This is a genomic window from Paenibacillus tianjinensis (genome assembly GCF_017086365.1).
GTDB classification, from domain to species: domain Bacteria; phylum Bacillota; class Bacilli; order Paenibacillales; family Paenibacillaceae; genus Paenibacillus_AQ; species Paenibacillus_AQ tianjinensis.
This window is the reverse complement of record NZ_CP070969.1, coordinates 3,886,976-3,907,471: the sequence shown is the minus strand read 5'-3', so window position 1 is coordinate 3,907,471 and position 20,496 is coordinate 3,886,976. Positions and strand designations below refer to the sequence as shown.

At 48.3% G+C, this 20,496-nt stretch carries 21 protein-coding genes and 1 pseudogene; 19 read left to right on the top strand and 3 right to left on the bottom strand.

Going from position 1 to position 20,496, the window contains the following annotated elements; all coding sequences use genetic code 11:
* The first annotated feature begins 97 nt into the window (after positions 1-97).
* The 4 genes from JRJ22_RS17785 to JRJ22_RS17770 all read left to right on the top strand — a co-directional run bounded on the left by JRJ22_RS17785 (position 98) and on the right by JRJ22_RS17770 (position 4,640).
* Positions 98-1,609, top strand: coding sequence for a sugar ABC transporter ATP-binding protein (locus JRJ22_RS17785; RefSeq protein ID WP_206100783.1), 1,512 nt, complete (start codon positions 98-100; stop codon positions 1,607-1,609).
* A gap of 110 nt (positions 1,610-1,719) precedes the next feature.
* On the top strand, positions 1,720-2,727 hold the full coding sequence (gene mglC, locus JRJ22_RS17780; protein WP_206100782.1) for a galactose/methyl galactoside ABC transporter permease MglC: 1,008 nt from the start codon (positions 1,720-1,722) through the stop codon (positions 2,725-2,727).
* 870 nt (positions 2,728-3,597) lie between these two features.
* The gene (locus tag JRJ22_RS17775; protein WP_206100781.1) at positions 3,598-3,765 is read left to right on the top strand and encodes a hypothetical protein; all 168 of its coding nucleotides are present in this window, start codon (positions 3,598-3,600) and stop codon (positions 3,763-3,765) included.
* A gap of 41 nt (positions 3,766-3,806) precedes the next feature.
* Positions 3,807-4,640: a phosphotransferase gene (locus JRJ22_RS17770; RefSeq protein WP_232380881.1), complete on the top strand. Its 834-nt coding sequence runs from the start codon at positions 3,807-3,809 to the stop codon at positions 4,638-4,640.
* A 1-nt stretch (position 4,641) separates the two neighbouring features.
* Here the strand turns inward: JRJ22_RS17770 and JRJ22_RS17765 are convergent, their stop codons facing one another.
* The gene (locus JRJ22_RS17765) at positions 4,642-4,827 is read right to left on the bottom strand and encodes a hypothetical protein (protein WP_206100780.1); all 186 of its coding nucleotides are present in this window, start codon (positions 4,825-4,827) and stop codon (positions 4,642-4,644) included.
* Positions 4,828-5,151: 324 nt separating this feature from the next.
* Between JRJ22_RS17765 and JRJ22_RS29575 the strand changes: the two are divergent.
* The 10 genes and pseudogenes from JRJ22_RS29575 to JRJ22_RS17720 form a co-directional block, all read left to right on the top strand.
* Positions 5,152-5,334 (top strand): annotated as a pseudogene (locus JRJ22_RS29575) (YiaA/YiaB family inner membrane protein); the annotation flags it as partial.
* On the top strand, positions 5,326-5,628 hold the full coding sequence (locus JRJ22_RS29570) for a YiaA/YiaB family inner membrane protein (RefSeq protein ID WP_408637904.1): 303 nt from the start codon (positions 5,326-5,328) through the stop codon (positions 5,626-5,628). The pseudogene JRJ22_RS29575 and the gene JRJ22_RS29570, both read left to right, overlap by 9 nt.
* Before the next feature lie 262 nt (positions 5,629-5,890).
* Positions 5,891-6,652 (top strand): leucine-rich repeat domain-containing protein, encoded by a 762-nt coding sequence (locus JRJ22_RS17755; protein ID WP_206100778.1) that lies wholly within the window; start codon positions 5,891-5,893, stop codon positions 6,650-6,652.
* Between the two features lie 421 nt (positions 6,653-7,073).
* On the top strand, positions 7,074-8,255 hold the full coding sequence (locus JRJ22_RS17750) for an ATP-binding protein (RefSeq protein ID WP_332461402.1): 1,182 nt from the start codon (positions 7,074-7,076) through the stop codon (positions 8,253-8,255).
* A gap of 91 nt (positions 8,256-8,346) precedes the next feature.
* The gene (locus JRJ22_RS17745) at positions 8,347-8,742 is read left to right on the top strand and encodes a VOC family protein (protein WP_206100776.1); all 396 of its coding nucleotides are present in this window, start codon (positions 8,347-8,349) and stop codon (positions 8,740-8,742) included.
* A gap of 237 nt (positions 8,743-8,979) precedes the next feature.
* Positions 8,980-9,288: a PadR family transcriptional regulator gene (locus JRJ22_RS17740; RefSeq protein WP_269751886.1), complete on the top strand. Its 309-nt coding sequence runs from the start codon at positions 8,980-8,982 to the stop codon at positions 9,286-9,288.
* Positions 9,285-9,632, top strand: coding sequence for a DUF1048 domain-containing protein (locus JRJ22_RS17735; RefSeq protein ID WP_206100774.1), 348 nt, complete (start codon positions 9,285-9,287; stop codon positions 9,630-9,632). Before JRJ22_RS17740 ends, JRJ22_RS17735 begins: the two co-directional genes overlap by 4 nt.
* A gap of 11 nt (positions 9,633-9,643) precedes the next feature.
* Positions 9,644-9,994: a DUF1048 domain-containing protein gene (locus tag JRJ22_RS17730; protein ID WP_206100773.1), complete on the top strand. Its 351-nt coding sequence runs from the start codon at positions 9,644-9,646 to the stop codon at positions 9,992-9,994.
* Positions 9,995-10,008: 14 nt separating this feature from the next.
* Positions 10,009-10,767, top strand: coding sequence for an ABC transporter ATP-binding protein (locus JRJ22_RS17725; RefSeq protein WP_206100772.1), 759 nt, complete (start codon positions 10,009-10,011; stop codon positions 10,765-10,767).
* Complete coding sequence (locus tag JRJ22_RS17720; RefSeq protein WP_206100771.1) at positions 10,767-11,537, top strand: ABC transporter permease; 771 nt, start codon at positions 10,767-10,769, stop codon at positions 11,535-11,537. The genes JRJ22_RS17725 and JRJ22_RS17720 overlap by 1 nt, the downstream gene beginning before the upstream one ends.
* A 138-nt stretch (positions 11,538-11,675) precedes the next feature.
* Here JRJ22_RS17720 and JRJ22_RS17715 read toward each other — a convergent pair whose 3' ends face one another.
* Positions 11,676-12,254 carry a hypothetical protein gene (locus tag JRJ22_RS17715; RefSeq protein ID WP_206100770.1) on the bottom strand — a complete coding sequence of 193 codons (579 nt, stop codon included), beginning with the start codon at positions 12,252-12,254 and terminating at the stop codon, positions 11,676-11,678.
* A 703-nt stretch (positions 12,255-12,957) separates the two neighbouring features.
* Between JRJ22_RS17715 and JRJ22_RS17710 the strand changes: the two genes are divergently transcribed.
* Positions 12,958-14,919 (top strand): WG repeat-containing protein, encoded by a 1,962-nt coding sequence (locus JRJ22_RS17710; protein ID WP_206100769.1) that lies wholly within the window; start codon positions 12,958-12,960, stop codon positions 14,917-14,919.
* Positions 14,920-15,205: 286 nt separating this feature from the next.
* Positions 15,206-15,985, top strand: coding sequence for a CAP domain-containing protein (locus JRJ22_RS17705; RefSeq protein WP_232380879.1), 780 nt, complete (start codon positions 15,206-15,208; stop codon positions 15,983-15,985).
* A gap of 128 nt (positions 15,986-16,113) precedes the next feature.
* On the opposite strand, the gene JRJ22_RS17700 is transcribed toward JRJ22_RS17705, so the two are convergent.
* Positions 16,114-17,094 (bottom strand): zinc dependent phospholipase C family protein, encoded by a 981-nt coding sequence (locus tag JRJ22_RS17700; protein ID WP_206100768.1) that lies wholly within the window; start codon positions 17,092-17,094, stop codon positions 16,114-16,116.
* A 392-nt stretch (positions 17,095-17,486) separates the two neighbouring features.
* On the opposite strand from JRJ22_RS17700, the gene JRJ22_RS17695 reads away from it, so the two are divergent.
* From JRJ22_RS17695 to JRJ22_RS17685, 3 genes are read left to right on the top strand one after another with little or no spacing between them, the layout of a single operon-like run.
* Positions 17,487-18,431 carry a GDSL-type esterase/lipase family protein gene (locus JRJ22_RS17695; protein ID WP_232380878.1) on the top strand — a complete coding sequence of 315 codons (945 nt, stop codon included), beginning with the start codon at positions 17,487-17,489 and terminating at the stop codon, positions 18,429-18,431.
* Positions 18,432-18,484: 53 nt separating this feature from the next.
* Positions 18,485-19,465 carry an ABC transporter ATP-binding protein gene (locus JRJ22_RS17690; RefSeq protein ID WP_206100766.1) on the top strand — a complete coding sequence of 327 codons (981 nt, stop codon included), beginning with the start codon at positions 18,485-18,487 and terminating at the stop codon, positions 19,463-19,465.
* Entirely contained in the window at positions 19,458-20,447 is a 990-nt protein-coding gene (locus tag JRJ22_RS17685; RefSeq protein ID WP_054941281.1) for an ABC transporter permease, read from the top strand. The genes JRJ22_RS17690 and JRJ22_RS17685 overlap by 8 nt, the downstream gene beginning before the upstream one ends.
* Positions 20,448-20,496 lie beyond the last annotated feature (49 nt).

Sequence of the window (20,496 nt, the reverse complement as noted above, 5' to 3'; positions counted from 1 at the left end):
GGTGAAATCGCTCCCCGGAATTCCTTTCGGGTAGGGAACAGGATGGAACCGCTGTGCCTCTCATGGAAAAAGAAAAAAGCGTAGGGGGCGTATCAACATGGCTAATGCTGAGTTTTTGCTGGAAATGAACAATATTACTAAAGAATTCCCCGGCGTTAAGGCGCTGGACGGAGTAAGCCTCAAGGTTAGACCGGGTTCGGTTCATGCACTGATGGGCGAAAACGGGGCAGGGAAATCGACTTTAATGAAATGTCTCTTTGGAATTTATTCACCGGATGCCGGTGAGATTTTTCTGGATGGCGAGAAGGCCACCATTACCAATTCCAATGATGCCCTCGGGCATGGAATATCGATGATCCATCAGGAGCTGCATCCGGTACCTTTCCGGAGCGTGATGGAGAATATCTGGCTAGGACGTTTTCCGACCAGAGGAATCGGGCCGATTCAATTTATTGACCACAAAAAAATGTATGCGGATACGGAAAGTCTGTTCAAGGATCTGGATATCGATCTGAATCCTGAAACCTTGGTAGGCAAGCTGTCCGTGTCAAAAATCCAATCCATTGAAATCGCGAAGGCAGTTTCTTTTCATTCCCGCGTAATTGTAATGGATGAGCCGACCTCTTCCCTGACAAGCGTGGAAGTAGAGCATTTATTCCGGATTATCCGGGATCTGCAAAAAAGAGGCGTAGCTATTATCTATATATCCCATAAGATGGAAGAAATTCTCGAAATCTCTGATGAAGTAACAATCATGCGTGACGGTAAAAAAATCGGTACCTGGCCGTCTGCTGAACTGACGACGGACCTGATTATCTCCAGAATGGTCGGACGCGATCTGACGAACCGTTTCCCGGAGCGCACCAATGTTCCTGGCGAGGTGTATCTGAAGGTAGAAGGACTGACTTCTCCGGAGCCAAGATCCTTTAAGGATGTGTCCTTTAATCTCCGTCGGGGTGAAATTCTCGGGATCGGCGGTCTCGTAGGTGCACAGCGGACTGAAGTTATTGAAGCATTATTCGGTCTGCGGGCAATTAAGTCGGGCAGCATCTCCATTGACGGCAAGAAAGTAAATATCAATTCACCGCAGGACGCCAAAAAGCACGGGCTGGCTCTTCTGACCGAAGAACGCCGTGTAACGGGTATCTTCCCGGTATTATCTGTTCATGAGAATGGTGCAATTGCCAATCTGGACCGTTATCAGAAGCCTTATTTCCTGCTTGACGGCAAGAAGAAGAAAACAGAAGTCGATAAAATGATCGAAAAGCTCCGTACAAAGACACCAACGACTAAGGTCCAGATCATGAATCTCTCCGGCGGTAACCAGCAGAAGGTGCTGCTCGCCAGATGGCTGCTGACTGAGCCTGAAATTCTCCTGCTAGATGAACCTACCCGCGGGATTGATGTCGGCGCAAAGTTTGAGATTTATTCAATCATTGCCGACTTGGCGAAGCAGGGCAAGAGTATCATCATGATCTCTTCCGAAATGCCGGAACTGCTGGGCATGTCTGACCGGGTAATGGTTATGTCCGAAGGACGGCTTACAGGAATATTAGAAGGCGACCAGGCTACGGAAACCGAAGTTATGCGTCTCGCCGCACAGCATTAGGATAGGAGTAACACAAAGACCGGCGAAGACAGTTTTGCATTCCGCAAAGCTGGTTCAACTCACGAAAGAGACGATAAACTTCGCGTAACACTTAAGGAGGAACACTACTCATGAACGTTAAAAAAGCTCAATCCTTTGTGACCCAAAACGCTATCTACATTGTACTTGTAATTCTCATAATGGGGATTATCGTATACGAACCAAGCTTTATGTCGATTAACACTTTGCGTGACGTTCTGATTCAATCTTCAACACGCGTCATTATTGCCCTGGGGGTTGCTTTCATCCTCATTACAGCAGGTACAGACTTGTCGGCAGGCCGCGTGGTCGGCTTCACCGCAGTTATCTCTGCATCGATGCTGCAAATTCCGGATTATTCCCGCCGTTTCTTCCCGGATCTTCCGCAAGTGCATGTCCTGCTTCCAATTGCTATCGCAATCGTGGCCGGTCTCCTCTGCGGATTAGTCAACGGTATCATTGTCTCCAAGCTTAACGTACCTCCGTTCATTGCCACTCTGGGCACAATGCTCATCGTATACGGTGTGAACTCCCTATACTTCGATATGGATCCAAACCAATCGCAGCCTATCGGCGGACTTCGTGAGGACTTCACCAAAATCGGCTCCGGCTTTATCGGCAGCGGCCAATATTCCATACCGTACATTGTCATTATAGCGATAGTCGTCGCGGCAATTGTCTGGGTACTGTTCAATAAAACCAAGCTCGGCAAAAACATGTACGCCATCGGCGGTAACATGCAGGCTGCCAAGGTTTCCGGTATCAACGTTTCCAAAAACCTGATCTACATCTACGCTATCGCTGGTGCCCTTTACGGTCTGGCTGGTGTGCTTGAAGCAGCTAGAACAGGCGGCGCTACCAACAACTATGGTAACATGTACGAGCTTGACGCCATCGCGGCTTGCGTAGTCGGCGGCGTATCCACTACAGGCGGTATCGGTACGGTTCCGGGCGTTCTCGTCGGTGTAATCATCTTCACCCTCATTAACTACGGTTTGACCTTTATCGGTATCAGCCCTTACTATCAATTGATCATCAAAGGCCTCATCATCATCGCGGCTGTATCGTTTGATATGCGGAAATATTCTTCGAAGAAATAGGGTGCGGCTCGGTGACCGGTCGTAACTGCGGGAAAGGTTTGGGCTTCCGGAAGCTGTTGTTCTCGAATTCCTTGATTCTATACCGCCTAGGCGGTGGGAATTCGAGAACAAAGGCGGACACTACCGCTCCTCCAGCTCCAAACTTTCCCTCCGTTACTCCCATCACCTCGCTAAGGTAGGGTAAAGCAGCAAGAAGCGTTTGCTAATACAGCAAACGCTTCTTTTGTTATTTCGATTGCTGCGCTCCGAAATGAAACGCCAAGAAAAAACAAAAATCAAAAAGCCCAACCAGCTACTGTTCAAAGCCCGGCTCAGCAGTGTCAACTGCAATGTTAGTGAGATCCTCAGCTTACACCTCCAATTGCAATAGTAGTGTAACACTAGCTCAGTCCACCAGCTGCGATAGTAGTGTAACCTCGGCTGAACTCACCAACTGCAATAGTAGTGTAACCTCGACTGTCCGCCCAACCTCATCATTCGTGCAAACTCAAGCAAGCCCGCAATTCCCGGCATTAGTGCAATCCGCGACACAGTACAACCCAAAAACTTTGTAGAGGTTACCCGTCGGCCGCTCCTTTCGACGGCTAACGGACTCCACAGCCGTTATTTTCGCTAAACGGCACTCTTGGGGAAGCTAACGGACCGAGAGGACCTTATTTCACCCCTGACAGGCTATTACCAGGCTGAATTGGTAAAATAACGGCGCTGGAGTCCGTTAGAATGTGATACTTGGGATTTTGCGGCGGATAAGGTCATCTGAGTCCGTTAGACGGATAGGAGATGCGGAGAGCACGCGAAGGACACACGAAGGACACGCGAAGAGCATGCAAAAGGTCAGATAAGGATATGCGTGGGCAAGGGGGGACGACTATGTTCTCTGAGCCGTTTCCTGCCGCCAAGCAGCAACAAAAAAAGCAGCCGCTCGACTTCAATCGAAGGGCTGCTGCGTATGGCTATTTTTATAAAGACCTTATTCAACATCATAGCAAGAACGGAAAGAAACAGTCTATATTTTTTCCAGGGATTATTATACAGTGAGGTAGCAGTAGCCGGCAATACATGATCAGAAGTGTTGTTTAATGAATGTTGACGTTAGCTGCCATCTTGCCCCCCTTGCGCTGCAGGAATATATCGGCCAGGTTTTTGGAAGCTCCTGCGTAGTTTCAGGTGTGTCCAGAATGCATGGCGGTGCCCAAAAGGTAGTCTATAAGGTAAACTGCACGAACGGCTTCAGCTGTGTGCTTTATGTGTGGGATCTGCCCATGAATTTTTTTCAGCAGGAAATCGAACAAAATACGATCAATGCAGGTTCTTACGGCAGCGGCCTGTTTGCATCCAGTAACAGGTTTTTGAAGGAACATTCTATCCGCACGCCGGCACTTTACGACTTGAATAATGAAAGAATGGACTATACGTTTGATTACGCACTGGTTGAGTATATAGACGGACAAAAAGCTGAAGCCTATTTCAGCCATCCTGATCCGGAGGTTAAGGAGCATGTTTTGCAGCAGGTAGGGACTCTGGTTACTGCAATGCATAACATCAAGAGGAATACCTTCGGGGCACCTGAGCAGCATCGCAATGTACGTAAACCAGGCCAATGTCATCTGGTGCTGCAGGATAATGCGAAGCAGCAGTTAGCTTATGCAGTGCAGTATATCGACCTCATTAACACTAATATAGAGAAGCTGCTGGATAAACACAGCTTTCTGGAATTCAGATTAGGCGAGTATTACCGCTATTTGAAGAACGATTCCCTTGATCCTGATAGAATGCGGTTTTACCGGTTCCATCATCACATCGCCTTAATCTCGGCCGGGCTGAAGCTGCTGCACCGCGGATTTCCGGATCAGCAATTTTCAAGAAATCTGTCGAGATATCATACAGAGCTTGCCATGCGGTATATTGAATAAGCTACCAAATCAAATTGTCCCGGTCTAACAGCCGCAGGATTACTTCCAGAAAAAAGTAGTCGCCGTAAATAATCGGCACTTCACGGTCCGACTCCCGGTGATACCTTCCGGAGCCGTAGGAAACGATGGAATCCGTCCCGGGGCTCCAGTCACAGAACATGTCAGCTTGCTCGGCGGAGATAAGCATGTTTCACTCGGCGATGGCCTGCCGCTGTTCAAGCTTGGGAAGGGGCTCGTTTTCACACTCCAGAACTCGTGATCTGAGAGAAGGGCAAGCAGGGCGAGGCTTTTGAAGGCACAGTATGGGGACTAGAAGCATTATATCCCTCTGACATATTGAGATTCGGATACGCATAACCAATGGATAACACGCCGCCATTATCAATCTGTAAAACGGATACAGCGCAGATAAGCGTGATTAAAGTAAATTATGGTAGAATTTTACCTGGATTTCACGTTATAGTGGAGAAGGAAAAATGCCATTCAACTTTGCACTGGGGGAGGAACATTTTTGAATCAACATTATCGCAAGCGTAATACCACTGCTTTCACATTGGCATCATATTTTGCTCTGGCTGCAGGTCTGTTCTTATTCTGTCTGGGGGTATATAACGACACTTGGGAACTGAATGTGAAGGGGTATTATCTGCTGTGCATGGTCTTAATTACGATTAGCTGCATCGTGATGCAGAAGGTTGTCCGGGACAATACGGAAGATCGAGAAATCCGCCTGGAAAACCCTAAACACCGGATGAGGAATACATCAGCTTTTACAGGTATGGCTATTGCAGGTTTAGTAATCGGGTATGCGATGTTCTTCATTGGTCTTTATAACGCTCCATTTGAATTAAATGTAAAAGGATATTACATAGCTGTTATTCTGTTAATTTCGTATAGCGCGATTGGCGTTCAGAAAGTGACAAGGGATAACGCAGAAGACAAAGATAATCTTGCCGAGCTGGAATCCAAAAGAGATTACCAGGGCTAAGAGGACGGACATAATTTCAATTTGTTCTGGACTGCCGCATCATTTGATAATGAAGAGGTCATCTCTGGATGGCCTTTTTTATTTATGGGATGTACGTTAATGAAGAAGCATTTGCCGGAGAATGGAGCGGCTGGGGATATGAAATGACCTGCCGGGATCGATACGATCCATGGAAGGGTGGATTTTATCCAGCTTGTCGGGATCACACAGCGTGAAGTGGAAGTGTTGAAGGACGACAGTACTCGTCTAAAAGGAGGATCTTATGTCTACCAGGCTAATCAAACGTTTTATCTCGTTCTCGTTAGTTGTTTTATTACTTCCGGCCACGGCGGTTTGGGCCGCTTCCGTGATCACGGACCCGGTATTGGCGAAAGCCATCCGGACGGAATTGAAGCTGCGGGCGGATACTGAGCTGAAGGCAGCTAATCTGCAGAAGCTGGAATCATTATATATCAACGGTTCCAGGCCTAAAGTTAGAACTGTACAAGGTCTCGAATACGCCGTGAACATGCAGAGTCTGATCCTGCCAAATCAAAATATAAGGTCGATTAGACCGTTGGGCAACCTGAAAGAGTTAACGTTTCTGGCGTTAGACGGGAATCAGCTTACGGACCTTTCACCAGTTGCAAAATTAAGCTCGCTGCGAACTCTGACCATGGACGGTAACCAGATTAAAAGTCTGGCCCCGCTAAAAAATCTGAATAAGCTGTCCTCACTTCTGGCCAACAGGAATCTGGTAGAAGATCTAAGTCCTATCCGGAATTTGAAGTTAGACTGGCTATTTTTGGGCGATAATAACATTCAAGATCTGACGCCGCTAAAGAATCATCCGACCTTGGAGCATCTTTTTCTGGAAGATAACTTTATCCGCGATATTGAAGTGCTCGAAACGATACCAAATCTGCAGGAAGTCTCGTTGTCGAATAATCCGCTGGGTGAACAGGCGGAGCAGGTTATCCGGCATTTAGAGGACAATGGTGTCACAGTAGAATGGGACAATAACGGCGATTCTCAGCTGGAATAGCTTCTAATTCAATGCATGTACCTTATAAGAAGCCGGATGTAGTGGAGCAAGCCAGGACGTTTTTGCTTGAGGCTAATGAACAGAATTTCGACCGGCTGAATAATCTGCTTGCAGAGTTAAGCATTGGATAACAAACAGGGGCTGTATAAAATGACTCCGTTTTCACGAGCATGTGGAAATGGAGCTTTTTTTATACTCCAATACGAATATTACTTGTAAAAAATGATGTGTAATTGCAGGAAATTTTATATAATTATAAAACATAGCAGGAAAATATAAACGTTTGGTTGTAATAATGGGGTTGTTTATGCTCCCTTAGAATTAGGAACATCCATAGTAGCACAAGCTGAGAGGAAGTTAACTTTTGTTTGAAACATTACTTTTAAATTTTCTGTTTTTATTATTTCCGGTCTTAATTGTTGTGATTTTCTTTGAAAATAGAGCAAACCGCTATAATCAAAAACTTCTTGTACTCATGTCTGCCGTTACGATGGTTCTGTGCATGGTTAAGCCCATCAAGCTGGAAATGGGGTACATTTACGATCTCCGGTATATTCCGTTCATTCTTGTGGCACTTTTTGGCGGATATAAGAACGTCCTTCTGTTGTATGTAATATTAAATTTAACCCGCTTCTATGTTGGAGGGCCCGGTACGCTTCCATCCTTCCTATTCTCAACGGCTATGCTGCTGCTGGTGCCATCTTTGAGTAAATGGTTCATCAAGCTAAGCGCGAGGCGCCGGATCTCGTGGGCAACCATCCTGGCGATGTTAACGATGGGGGTTTATCTGATTGTCCTCGGGGTGATGAAAGGTACACTGGATGATCAATTCTGGACGCTTACCGTGTATGCCTTAACGACACATGCGGTTGTGATGAGTATTATTATGATTCTAATAGAGCAGATCATCACCAATATTAAGAACCGTGACCGGGTACTGCAATCAGAGCGTCTGAACGTTGTTAGTGAGCTGGCGGCAAGTGTGTCCCATGAAATGAGGAATCCGCTTACGGTGACCAGCGGCTTTCTGCAGCTGTTAAACAAATCCAAGACCATCACGCCTGAGGAAAAAAGGTATGTGGAGTTTTCACTGCTGGAACTAAACCGTGCGGAGAAGATCATCAGTGATTATCTTTCTTTTGCCAAGCCGCAGTCTGACAACATGGTCTTCTCCAATATGAAAGAAGAAGCGGAGTATACCATGAACATCATCAAGCCCTTCGCAACTACCCACAAAGTAGAGGTCCATTTCAGTTTCAGCAATACGCTGAATATAAGCTACGACAAGAATCAAATTCAGCAAGGCCTGATTAATCTTTACAAAAACGGGATTGAGGCCATGAAAGATAAAGGCGGAGGGATCCTCTCGATTCATTTCTCGGAAAAGAAGCAGGACATCGTGATCACGATCCGCGACACGGGAATTGGTATGACCAAGGAAGAAATCTCGCGCCTTGGCAAGCCGTATTATTCGACCAAGGAAGAAGGAACGGGCCTGGGCATGCTTATGGCTTACAGTGCTGTCAATAAGGTAAAAGGGAATATAGAGGTGGAAAGCGAGAAAGGCAAGGGTACAACCTTCCGGATTACGATTCCTACCTGAAGCGGATCGGAAACAATAGGTCATTGCAATCTCGGTTATATTAGAATAGATAACGGCTATAATTCTTCCATAAGCAGAAAGGTGGCTGCGTATGAAGCATTTAGGAACGATGAATGTGGATGTAATTACGTTATTTGTAGAGGATTTGCTTAAGACGAAAGCTTTTTACCAGGATGTATTTAAATTGTCTACCGTTTACGAGGATGAGGTGTCAGCGGTATTCAGCTTCGGAAATATGAGCATTAATCTACTTGCTATTTCAGAAGCGGATGGCCTGATCCAGCCAGGTAAAGTCGCCAGCCCGCAGGACGGATCACGGTTTCAGTTTACAATCCGGGTAGAAGATATAGACGCTGAAATTAACGAGCTTATGAAAAGCGGAGTGGTGCTGCTGAATGGCCCATTGAACCGCCCGTGGGGAGTACGAACAGCTGCCTTCGCGGATCCGGCGGGTCATGTCTGGGAGCTTGCGCAGCAACTGGTCTAAACAAAAAATATGGATAGCGCGATATCTAACAAACAAGGAGCAGCTTGCCACGGCAGAGTTGCTCCTTGTTTGCGTAGAAGCTAAACGGGTAAACAGGAAGAAAAAAATTCCATCCGTATCCGGCAAATACTATTGACTAACCAGCTACTGCGTGTTACTGTGTAGTGGTAGTAAGTAATACAGCATACCAGTCATACAGAATAGCGAAGGGTGATTGTTTTGGAAAACATAACGGAAATGCTCAAAGGCGTGCTTGAGGGTAGTGTTCTTGAAATTATAAGCCGCAAAGAAACCTACGGCTACGAAATTACACGGCAGCTGAATGCCCTCGGCTTCACAGACGTTGTAGAAGGAACAGTGTATACCATTCTGATCCGGCTTGAAAAAAACAAACTGGTGGAGATCACCAAAAAGCCGTCCGACATCGGACCGCCGCGAAAGTTTTTCGCGATCAACGACGCGGGACGCGCTGAGCTGCAAAGATTCTGGGAAAAGTGGGAGTTCGTATCTTCAAAAATTAGCGAGTTAAAGGAGAACAGATTATGAATTTTTGGGAAAAAATCACCGGAAGTGACATGACTAAAGAATTTAAAGCTTTTGAAACGCGAGCCAAAAAGCTGCCGGCAGATTATCAGGCCGCATGGGAAAAAATCAAAGCCAACCTTTGGACGCACTCGGATTTCACCGGCCGTAATCTCATGCCTATTCTTGACGGTGTGCTTGGCCTGCTGGAAGAAACGGCGGCGGACGGCCAGAGCGTCCATGAGGCTTTGGGTGACGACATCAAAGGCTTCTGCTCCGCGCTCGCCGGCGAAGAAGGGGCAAAGTCCTATCGTGATAAGTGGCGCGAGCAGCTCAACCATAATGTCGCCAAAAAATTAGGTAAATAGGAGAGGATAAAATGAGAATAAGAGATATCATTGAAGGCAAAAAAGAGTGGCGGGCACACGTGGCGCGTGTCAAAGCGCTCCCGCAGGATTATCAGATTGTCTATAAAGAGATGCAAAAATACCTGTTTAAAGTCGGTCCTGTAGAACTAACCGAGGGAACGGGTTTGCTATCGGGGATTATTGATCTGTTTGAAGAAGGCGCGGCCTTGGGCAAAGGGGTGCTTGAAGTAACCGGAAGTGACGTGGCCGCTTTCTGTGATGATCTGATTAAAGACTCCAAGACTTACGCTGATATATATCAAGAATCCGCTAACCAAGAAGTGAACAAGGCTATCAAAAAGACAACGGATAAAACAAAGTAAAGGGGGAATATCGGATGGAACAAGCAATTCAGGTTAAAGGTCTGCGAAAATCCTTCAAGAACACAGAAGTCTTAAAGGGCGTAGATTTTGATGTGAAGCGGGGTGAGATTTTCGCCCTGCTGGGCTCCAACGGCGCAGGCAAGACGACGATTGTCAGAATCCTGAGCACGCTGCTTAAACCGGACAGCGGAACCGTTACCGTTAATGGATTCGATATTGCCTCAAAACCGGATCTGGTACGGCAGTCGATTAGTCTGACGGGGCAATTTGCGGCGGTGGATGAGATTCTGACCGGACGGGAAAATCTGATCATGATTGCCAAGCTGCGGCATCTGGATCATCCGCGTCAAGTTGCGGACGATTTGCTGAACCGTTTCGGCTTAACTGAGGCCGCTGACCGTAAGCCGTCGACTTACTCGGGTGGTATGCGCCGCAGGCTCGACATCGCCTTGAGTCTTGTGGGTAAACCGCAGGTCGTTTTTCTCGACGAGCCAACCACCGGGCTTGACCCCGAAGCACGTATCGAGGTTTGGAAGATTGTAAAGGAGCTGTCGGGCAGCGGCACTACGGTATTCCTGACCACGCAGTATTTAGAGGAAGCAGAGCAGCTCGCCGACCGGATTGCCATTCTGCACGAGGGCAGGATTATCGCCGGCGGCACACTCGCGGAGCTGAAAAAGCTGTTTCCAGCCGCAAAGGTAGAATATGTTGAAAAACAGCCGACACTTGAGGAAATTTTCCTTGCGATCATCGGTAAAAAGGAGGCCATCTAATGGAAGCTGCAAAAAAATATTTTATCAGCGACTTGAGAGTCATGCTCGGACGTTCCATGCGCCATATTTTCCGCAGTATGGATACCATCTTTACGGTCTGCGTCACTCCGATTGCAATGATGCTGCTGTTCGTCTATGTGTTCGGCGGTGCAATTGAGAGTGGCAGTGATAATTATGTAAACTACCTGTTGCCCGGCATACTGCTTATGGCTATTGCCAGCGGGGTGGCCTACGTGGCATACCGCCTGTTTTTGGATAAGCAAAGGGGCATTATGGAGCGGTTCCACTCCATGCCGATTGCGCGTTCCACCGTGCTGTGGGGGCATGTGCTGACCTCGGTGGTGTCCAATGTCATTTCTGTTGCCGTCATCATTCTCGTAGCGCTCATTATGGGCTTTCGCTCTTCGGCCGGGGTACTGTCCTGGCTAGCCGTAGCAGGTATACTAGTGCTGTTTACACTGGCTCTGACTTGGATCGCGGCCATTGCCGGGCTGTCTGCAAAAACGGTGGAGGGAGCAAGCGCATTTTCCTATCCGTTGATCTTCCTGCCGTTCATCAGCTCGGCCTTTGTACCGACCGACTCGATGCCGAAGGCCGTACGCATGTTTGCTGATAATCAGCCGGTAACCTCAATCGTGGAAGCGATCCGTGCGCTGCTCTCCGGTCAGCCGGTGGGCAATGATATATGGGTGGCTTTAGCCTGGTGCTTAGGGATAATGATCGTCGCTTATCTGTTTGCAGTGCGCGCGTACAAACGGAGTGCAGCTTAAGGTTGTGGGCATTAGAATGATGGCGGCCAACTAATGGGAATTAATATAATCAGGGATCAGACTATTACGGTAGCTGTTCCCTTTTTCATTGAAGCAGGTTCAAATCGTGGATGCTGTAAGCAGAATTTGGGATTTACATTACAATAAACACTCTACGGCTCTGCTTAAGGCAGTATTCCAAGGTCTTGATTCAATTATTTCTATCCCCTTCTGTTTACAGATATCAGCTATCCAATCCCCATATGAAATACTTACTTCAGCTCTGAAATGTTGTAATTCGCCACCTTCCCTAGATAAATAATTCTGTAATATTTGGCTTTTGTCTGATTCATGTACAAATATTGATTTTACCTCTGGGGTATCGAAAGATAATGTAAATTCGGGATGGATAAAATCGCCTTCAATAATAATAGGCAATTTATCTTCAATATGCCTATTTGCGAGTTCTTTTAAGACAGGGGATATTTCTTTGCTTACATCAATCAACCAATTTACATTGCCGGCAATTCCAATGTCCTTCCAGTCTACTCCAGAAACCCAATAATGAATTGCCGGAAAGTGATTCTTAGTTGTAACTGTTTTTACTGATAGATGGACATCATCTACTTCCAAGACATTCACACCATAAAATCGAGCAATTTCATAAGCAATACTTGATTTACCTATTCCTGATGCTCCCCCAATAAATAAAACAGTCCAGTTTCTATTAGTATTCATTTATCCAGCCCCAATTATATATTCATCGAGTATTTAGTAATGAAGTTCGACATTAATTAATATTTACCTTTTGTATCACTATAAAAAATAGGAGTCAGCTATTTAAAAAGGATAGAGCGCAGCAGCCCATGACTCACCCGGCTAACACCCTCACATAGGGTGTTTTTGTGCTGTCCTTAAGCCATTTATCAACGATAAGGGGAAAGTGACGGAGCGGTTTTTGGAACTGGAGGAGCGGTAGCGTCCGCCTGAAAGCTTTCCGCAGGAAAGCTCGCTTCGGAAGCAACACTGTCTTCGGATTTCACCCGCTGCAGCCCAAACATCCGCGCAGTTACGGCGATGCACCTAATTGGAAAGGGCAGAGCGCAGCTGCCCTTGACCCACCCGGCCAACACCCTTCACATGGGTGTTTTTGTGTTGCCCTTAAGCCGTTCATCAACGATGAGGGGAAAGTGACGGAGCGGATTTTGGAACTGGAGGAGCGATAGCGTCCGCCTTTGTCTTCGGATTTCACCCGCTGCCAGCGGTATAAATTAAAGAAATCCGAAGACAACAGCGGCCGAAAGTCCAAACATCCGCGCAGTTACGGCCATACCTCATCTTGTTCTTTCACCATCTTAGACACCCCCTTAGGCACATAAACACCCTTTCCCCCTCCATCTCATATTCTATAGGCAAAAGCCTTTGTAAGGGAGCGACTGGAATGCTGAGGATTAAGCTGAATGAGCTGGCAAAAGGAATGGATAGCGGCCCGCTGCAGGCGGAAGTGTGGAAGTGGGACGGGATCGGGTGGAACGAAGCTGTTGCCCAGCAGGAAGAGGATTTCATCCGTGCAGATGATGATCTGTTCGTCACGATCCCCGCAGAAGAGGGATTGTACCGTATAGACTACTCCATAAAACCGCTGGAAACACTTTACCTCCTGACTGATGGGGAAGGAAGCGGACTGCGGGCAGAAGTGCTCCATCCGGCGCCTTTTAAGCTAAAAGAAGGGACGCTGTGGGGATATATCAACAACGAAGGGCGGACGGTGATTGAACCGAGGTATGATTATGCCGAGGATTTTCAGGATAACGGTCTGGCCATTGTTCAGCGCAGGGACAGCAGTGGTCTGATTGACAGCAGCGGACGCGAGAAGGTAAAACCAGTCTATTCGTTTATCGCTCCGTATGCGGAAGGCCTGGCGGTCGTTTCGGATGCAAAGGGCTACACCTTCATTGATGAAAAAGGTAAAGAGGTAACTTCTGCGCGGTATGACTATTTGAATTCACTGCATGAAGGCCGGGCGCTTTTCTCTAAACAGAGCACAACAGGGAATTCAAGGTACGGATACCTGAATGCACAGGGCAAAGAAGTACTGCCCCCGGTGTATCTGGATGCGGGCGATTTCATGAACGGTACAGCACTTGTTAAAGTCAGCGAGGGAGAATATGCGCTGATAAACCCTGAGGGTACTGTTCTGCATACGTATAAACATCCTTTTGTCGGCAATCCGGGGGATGGACTGCTGGCTTATCAGGAGACGGAGAACGGTAAATACGGGTATCTCAATCTGGACGGCGGTGTCGCGATCAAACCGCAATTTACTGCTGCGTTACCCTTTTCTAAAGGAAGAGCGGTCATCAATACTGCGGAGGATTACGGCAACGCCAACGGTCTAATCGATAAGCAGGGCAAGCAGGTTGTTCCGGCCACCTATTATGAAGTGCAACAGCTCGGTGAAGACCGGGTCGCTCTGGGAACTCCGGTCTATGCAGACCAGCCGTACCGCGGGTCCCGCTATGTCATTGCCGATGCCGGAACTGGCAGAATTCTCAGCAATCATCCGCTGCTAGGGGTGAACAATTATCAGCACGGGCTGGCCTCCGTCTATGATGCTAAAGACACCTATTTTATTGACAAAAGCGGCAAAAAAGCATCGCAGCCACCCGTCATTGCCGGAGCAGGCACACTCTCCTTGAGCGGTAGCCTGATCCGCGCGGATATTGATCAGCGGACAGCCTATTACGACCGTAAGGGCAAGCAGGTGTGGCGTCAAAATGGGGTTATTCCGCTCAGACCGCCTTACTCCGTGCTGGAGAAGAAATATAAACCAAACCGGGACTATCTGGTTTATTATCCGGTAATAGAGGGGATTGCCAGCACAGAGGTATCCAAAGCTGTTAATGACAAGCTGCGCAGCCTTTCTCATGCCGAGGGGGTGGGAAGCGGAGGTCCGGCGCAGGATTTCAGCTACACGGGTGATTTTGCCGTAGAATTTTTCCGCAAAAATCTGCTCGTGCTTGAGCTCAGCGGCTATAACTTCCCGTTTGGCGCTGCACATGGCATGCCTACCCGGATCTATGAGCATATCAATCTGCGCAGCGGCAGGTTCTATACGCTCAGCGACTTATTCAAGCCGGGCAGCAAATATGTGGAGAAGCTTAGCGAGATTGTCGGCAAGCAGATCGCTACCGACCCGCAGTATTCCTACGTTTTCCCGGATACGTACAAAGGCATTACGGCGGATCAGCCTTTTTATGTGGATGAAGCTGCACTGTATCTATATTTTGCACCTTATGAGATCGCACCCTACGCCGCAGGATTCCCAACCTTCCGAATTCCATATGCTGAGATTATGGGGCTGATCTCTACCGAAGGAGACTTCTGGCAGTCCTATCATTAAGTGAAGTAGGCTGCAGTGCCGATAAATAAATAAGAAGCATAAATTGACGTGAAGACTGCCGTTCCTGAATAGGGCGGGCAGTCTTCTTAACCATGTGCAGATGCATAGGCGTGCTCTCTTAGCTGGACAAGACTTCCTGGAGTCTACTGATGGAAAAACTTAGAGGCGCACAATGAGAAGGAATTATGCTACAATGACTGAGGAACAGATTACAACTTTGTAATATTTGCCGCCAACACTCTTGGCATCACAGCAAATCCAACAACCAGAACAAGGAGATGGCAGAATGAAGAGCAAGACTGTAAGAGCAATGATAGGTGGTAGTGTAGCAGCTGTTATGGCGCTAAGCATTTCTCTACCATTACAAGCGGATGCTGCAACCAGCAACGCAGTTGAAGGATCAACTATGAGCTTTGCCCAACTCATGCAAAATTTCACTCAATATAGCAATAAGGCATTTTCTTTTAACGGTACGACAGTGACGGTATTTAAATTCAAACCGGTAGTTGTACCTCAGAAGACAACGGCTCCTGCAGCAACAGCAAAACCAGTGGCAACACCAGCACCTGTAGCTACACCAGCAACGGCGAAACCAGCGACACCAGCACCGACAGCAACAGCGAAACTAGCAGCAACACCGGCGCCGACAGCGAAACCTGCGGCAACTACAGCTCCGGCTGCAGCAGTAAACGCTCAAGCTACGTATGTGAAGCAGATTGTGGACCTTGTGAACAAAGAACGTGCCGCGGCCGGATTGTCTCCGGTAAGTGCGCTGGACAGTCTGAATAAGGTGGCAGCTGCTAAGGCAACAGATATGCGTACTAATAATTATTTCTCCCATACTTCACCTACGTACGGTTCACCTTTTGATATGATGGCGACATTCGGTATTACGTACCGGGCAGCAGGCGAGAACATCGCCATGGGCCAGAAATCACCTCAGGAGGTAATGACTGCCTGGATGAACAGTGAGGGTCACCGTGCTAACATTTTAAGCGCGAATTTCAATTACATTGGTGTGGGTTATGACAATAACTACTGGGTACAGGAATTCATCGGCAAATAAGCAATACGAAACCTAAATTGAGATAACAAAGGGACTGTTCAGTTGGCCATGAGATGGCTGGCTGGAACAGTCCCTTTTTGGTGGGGCGGGTTGTTAAACGGTGGCTTCAATGAATTCAGAAGAGTAGATCAGGAGATAATTCCTGCCTCCCAGATCGGTTCGGCGTACAGATTTTTAAGCTTGCTGCTGCAATCCTTACCTGTGTCATACGAGCGGTCGCCCAGCACCTCTTTGAATTTCTCCAGTGCCCGGGAGGCCTCGGCCGGTACTGAACTGTTCAGCCACGAGCCAAGAGCACGCAGTACCGTACGTCCTTCTGCCAGCGCTTCCTCCCACAGCTCCCAGACGCTTTCGGTCCGTACCTCCGAGTAGAGTGCTGAATGCCGCCATTCACCATGTTTTTCATTCAAGTAATCAAGCTTCTCCTCGGCAGGGGACAGCTGCTGTGAGAAAAGACGGCGGGCTTTACCCCGCAGGAGCGATTTCTTCCAGCCCCTCGGATCGTATAGGCATTTATGCGCCAGGAGCATATCGAGATAGGCCTCATGCCACATTTCAGCAGGCAGTTTTTTCGTGTCAGGATACCAGGCAGCTGCAGTTTCGTAAAGAATGGTGTGAATGGGGAGAGGCAGATGGGAGCCGACATTGATTTTTTTCCAGACCGCATGCCGCCAGGTATCAATTCCTTTCAGCCGCTTCATGAACACCGTATCAAGAACGATCTCGAAACGCTGATGGTCACGGTGCTTGTAGCCTGCTTTCCAATTGATATAAGGATGAAGATTACGGTCCAGCAGATGGTGGGTGAGGAAGCCCAGGAAATATTGCTGCACATTCTTCAGGTCGGCAGAGGGCAGGGATATGGCCCGTTTCCAGAATTCGAGCAGCACAGGACCGCAGTTCTCCGTATGCATAAGATCGCCGAGCCGAAGCGCACGGTTCTCTTTTTTCCAGGGCAGAAAGCTGTGATACAGCAGAAAATCCGGTCCTTGGCAGCCTAGCTGGTACAGCTCAGGACGAGTCTCCACATCCTCCAGAAAAGGAAACTCACTCTTGAATTCCTCCGCAAGCTGCTTACCATACTCCAGATGCATCCAAATATTAGGCATCTCCTTCACCCCTCCTGATCGTGGTTTCCTCCAGCATACAGGCTATATATTAAAAGAAAGTGAAACGCGCTATTGCGGATTGTAATTCCCGTTAAATATAGAGCAGCTGTGCTTTGTTTTCCTTCTTCTTTAGGGTACTCCTCACTCTAATCTTTTTCAATAATTCTGCGTTAGAGAAGGGCACTTTTTCCTGCGTGCATAGGCTGCTCCTATTTTTTGCATATTAGCATTTATTCGTAAGGCCGCAAGCTCTCCTGAAGGAGGAATCCGCCCTCGCAGGAAGGTGTCCCGTGTATTTGCAAAATGCGTATAGAAGAATTATGTTTAATTACATAGTTAAGAAGTTTGTAAAATGTGGAATAATGGAGAATAGAACGTACGGAGGGATTGCTTTGAAAGATTCCAAATGGACCTGGCGAAGTGTGAGCCTGATTTCCATAGCAGCAACAATAATATTGATTGTGGGATTTGTTTCTGCAGTAGGCGATATTCTTAACCCGCAGGGAGAAGCTCTGTCAACCGCTTTACCTCAGCAGACAGCAGTTCCTACTGCGGCAGCCGGAGATTCGATGAGGATTCTCGCGCTGGGTGATTCGCTTGCTAAGGGAACGGGTGACAACGACGGAAGCGGTTTTGTTAAGCGTACGCTGGACGGTTTGTCGGCTGACGGAGGATATGCCGAGCTCCTTGGCAATATGGGGATTAACGGACTGACAACGGCCGGACTGCAAACCAAACTTAAGGAAGAGGGCGTCCGTTACGCCCTGCGGCAGGCTAATATTATTCTGGTTTCCATTGGCGGTAATGATCTGTTCCGCGGCTCCGATATTCTGGGAGAGTCGACTGAAGGCCAGGGACCGGCAACACCAGGCCCGTCTCCATCAGCAGCCGCTGAGAAGCAGGATACTGTAAGCTCAGTCCATGCGACAGGAATCATTGACGGGAAGAACAGCGCTCTTGTTACTTCCACGCCTAAGCCGAATGAAGCCGAGTTAACGCCGGAGTCGCTTCTGGCTGCCTTGCCGGATGCCGCGAAGCGGCTCGGTGAGATCCTGCAGACGATTTCCGAGATTAATCCGCAGGCGCAAATTTTTTATGTGGGTCTATACAACCCCTTCGGAGATATTAAGGACCTGCTCGTGCCCGGGAATCAGGCGGCAACAGCCTGGAATAATGCCGCGATGGATATTATCAATACGCACAGCAATATGACCCTTGTTCCAACCTTTGATTTATTCAACCGCCATTTGGACAAGTATCTCTCAGGCGATCATTTTCACCCGAACGGCGACGGGTATCAGCGGATCAGTGAACGGATTATACAAGCGGTTCGATAAGAAGATTAGAGGTTTTCAAATCAGAACTGAACGCAGGCAAGGAGTTGTTGGATATGACAAAAGAGACAGGCGGAGCCACCGGAAACGTTGTATTGTCCGTAGACGGGGTCCGCAAAAAAATAGGCCGTAAATGGATCATCGACGATGTTACCTTTGACGTGAAGCAGGGGGAAATCTTTGGTTTCCTGGGTCCGAACGGCGCCGGGAAAACGACCACCATCCGGATGCTCGTGGATCTGATCCGCCCGACTGAGGGAACCATCACCGTCTGCGGCTACAATGTCAACCGTGATCCCGAAAAGGCACTCCAATACGTTGGCTGTATCGTAGAGAACCCGGAAGTGTACACCTATTTAACCGGGTGGGAAAATCTGCAGCACTTTGCCCGGATGCAGCCTGGAGTAGGTACGGACCGGATTGCCGAGGTGGTGGAGATTGTCCGGCTGGATCAGCGCATCCATGATAAGGTAAGCACCTATTCGCTGGGCATGCGGCAGCGGCTCGGCATTGCCCAGGCGCTGTTGGGACGCCCGCGGCTGCTCATTCTGGATGAACCGACGAACGGGCTGGACCCCAAAGGCATCAAGGAGCTGCGCGAATTTATCCGCGAGCTGGCTGAAGGCGGCCTTGCCGTATTCGTGTCCAGCCACTTGCTCAGTGAGATTCAGCTGTTGTGCGACCGCGTTGCAATTATCAGCAAAGGGCGGGTCCTGGCCGTCGGCGGAGTAAATGAACTTGTTGCCCGTAACTCCCCCTATGTGCTCTGGGATTTGGAGCCGCTTGAAACTGCGAGAGGCATTCTGGAAGAACGCCCGGATATCCGGCTGCTTAGGCTGGACGAGGTTACGCTGGACGACTCCATTATTGCCGGAATGGGCGAGGGCTCTTTGATCACAGCCATGGAGGATGACTTGATACCGGAGATTGTGGCTGTCATGGTTACAGCTCAGGTGGAAGTCAGAGCAGTGCATAAAATTAACCCCACACTGGAACAGCTATTCTTGAAGCTAACGGAAGGTGAATCTATTGACTAATCTGCTTCCGCTCATCCGGAATGAGTGTACGAAAATTATAAAAAAGAAACGATTCTATGTTATACTGCTGATTCTGCTTGTACTCGTGCCAATGTTTACATATGCGCAAATGCGGATAGCTGAACGCAGCCGGGACAAGTTTAATTCGGACTGGAGGCTGGAGGTTCAGCAGCAGATCACCGATAATCAGAACTCGCTCGGCAGTGACCGTATTCCAGAGGAGTGGAAGTCGTACCGGCGGATTTTTGTCCAGCAGCTGCAGTTTTATCTGGATCATGATGTGAATCCGAATGAGCCGAGCGGAGTGACGTTTACCCGTGAATTTCTGGATAATTCCGTCTCTTTATTCATTCCGCTGCTGATTATGGCCGTTGCCTCAGATCTTGTGTCCGGGGAACGGACCACAGGCACGATCAAAATGCTGCTTACCCGGCCGGTCAAGCGCTGGAAGGTCCTGTTCAGCAAGCTGGTGGCGCTGCTCATGTTTGTTTCCCTGATTGTGCTTTCGGTGTTTGTGATCAGCTACCTGATTTCAGGGCTCGCCTTCGGATATAAGGGCTTTAGTATCCCGGTCTTCACCGGCTTTCAGCTCAGCGGAGATACGGTGGACATGACGACCGTTCACTCGGTGCCGCAGTGGAAATATCTATTGATGCAGGGCGGACTGATCTGGTTCGTCAGTGTAGTGGTTGCTGTCTTGGCCTTTATGGTATCGGTTCTGGTGCGCAGCACGGCGGCGAGTATTGTCGTAATGATGGCAGCGCTGATTGCCGGAACCATACTCACCAATATGGCTGCGGCTTGGACGACAGCGAAGTATTTGTTTATGGTTAATCTGGGGCTGACGGGATATTTGGCCGGCACGCCGGCGCCAATTGAGGGAATGACGCTGTCATTTTCCATGGCTGTTTTGGGCGTTTGGGGGATTGCAGCCATAATCATTTCATTCGCCGTCTTTACGAAACGGGATATTTTGAATTAGAATGTACAAAGTGAACGAAAACGTTTGTTTGCATTTCAGAGTAAGTGAG

Excerpts from the sequence above, each read along its gene's own strand:
- JRJ22_RS17785 (WP_206100783.1), top strand. The coding sequence starts at position 98 with ATGGCTAATGCTGAGTTTTTGCTGGAAATGAACAATATTACTAAAGAA.
- JRJ22_RS17725 (WP_206100772.1), top strand. The coding sequence starts at position 10,009 with ATGGAACAAGCAATTCAGGTTAAAGGTCTGCGAAAATCCTTCAAGAAC.
- JRJ22_RS17690 (WP_206100766.1), top strand. The coding sequence starts at position 18,485 with ATGACAAAAGAGACAGGCGGAGCCACCGGAAACGTTGTATTGTCCGTA.
- JRJ22_RS17730 (WP_206100773.1), top strand. The coding sequence starts at position 9,644 with ATGAGAATAAGAGATATCATTGAAGGCAAAAAAGAGTGGCGGGCACAC.
- JRJ22_RS17740 (WP_269751886.1), top strand. The coding sequence starts at position 8,980 with ATGCTCAAAGGCGTGCTTGAGGGTAGTGTTCTTGAAATTATAAGCCGC.
- JRJ22_RS17745 (WP_206100776.1), top strand. The coding sequence starts at position 8,347 with ATGAAGCATTTAGGAACGATGAATGTGGATGTAATTACGTTATTTGTA.
- JRJ22_RS17710 (WP_206100769.1), top strand. The coding sequence starts at position 12,958 with ATGCTGAGGATTAAGCTGAATGAGCTGGCAAAAGGAATGGATAGCGGC.
- JRJ22_RS17720 (WP_206100771.1), top strand. The coding sequence starts at position 10,767 with ATGGAAGCTGCAAAAAAATATTTTATCAGCGACTTGAGAGTCATGCTC.
- JRJ22_RS17775 (WP_206100781.1), top strand. The coding sequence starts at position 3,598 with ATGTTCTCTGAGCCGTTTCCTGCCGCCAAGCAGCAACAAAAAAAGCAG.
- JRJ22_RS17770 (WP_232380881.1), top strand. The coding sequence starts at position 3,807 with ATGAATGTTGACGTTAGCTGCCATCTTGCCCCCCTTGCGCTGCAGGAA.
- mglC (WP_206100782.1), top strand. The coding sequence starts at position 1,720 with ATGAACGTTAAAAAAGCTCAATCCTTTGTGACCCAAAACGCTATCTAC.
- JRJ22_RS17705 (WP_232380879.1), top strand. The coding sequence starts at position 15,206 with ATGAAGAGCAAGACTGTAAGAGCAATGATAGGTGGTAGTGTAGCAGCT.
- JRJ22_RS17755 (WP_206100778.1), top strand. The coding sequence starts at position 5,891 with ATGTCTACCAGGCTAATCAAACGTTTTATCTCGTTCTCGTTAGTTGTT.
- JRJ22_RS17715 (WP_206100770.1), bottom strand. The coding sequence starts at position 12,254 with ATGAATACTAATAGAAACTGGACTGTTTTATTTATTGGGGGAGCATCA.
- JRJ22_RS17700 (WP_206100768.1), bottom strand. The coding sequence starts at position 17,094 with ATGCCTAATATTTGGATGCATCTGGAGTATGGTAAGCAGCTTGCGGAG.
- JRJ22_RS29570 (WP_408637904.1), top strand. The coding sequence starts at position 5,326 with ATGCAGAAGGTTGTCCGGGACAATACGGAAGATCGAGAAATCCGCCTG.
- JRJ22_RS17765 (WP_206100780.1), bottom strand. The coding sequence starts at position 4,827 with ATGCTTATCTCCGCCGAGCAAGCTGACATGTTCTGTGACTGGAGCCCC.
- JRJ22_RS17735 (WP_206100774.1), top strand. The coding sequence starts at position 9,285 with ATGAATTTTTGGGAAAAAATCACCGGAAGTGACATGACTAAAGAATTT.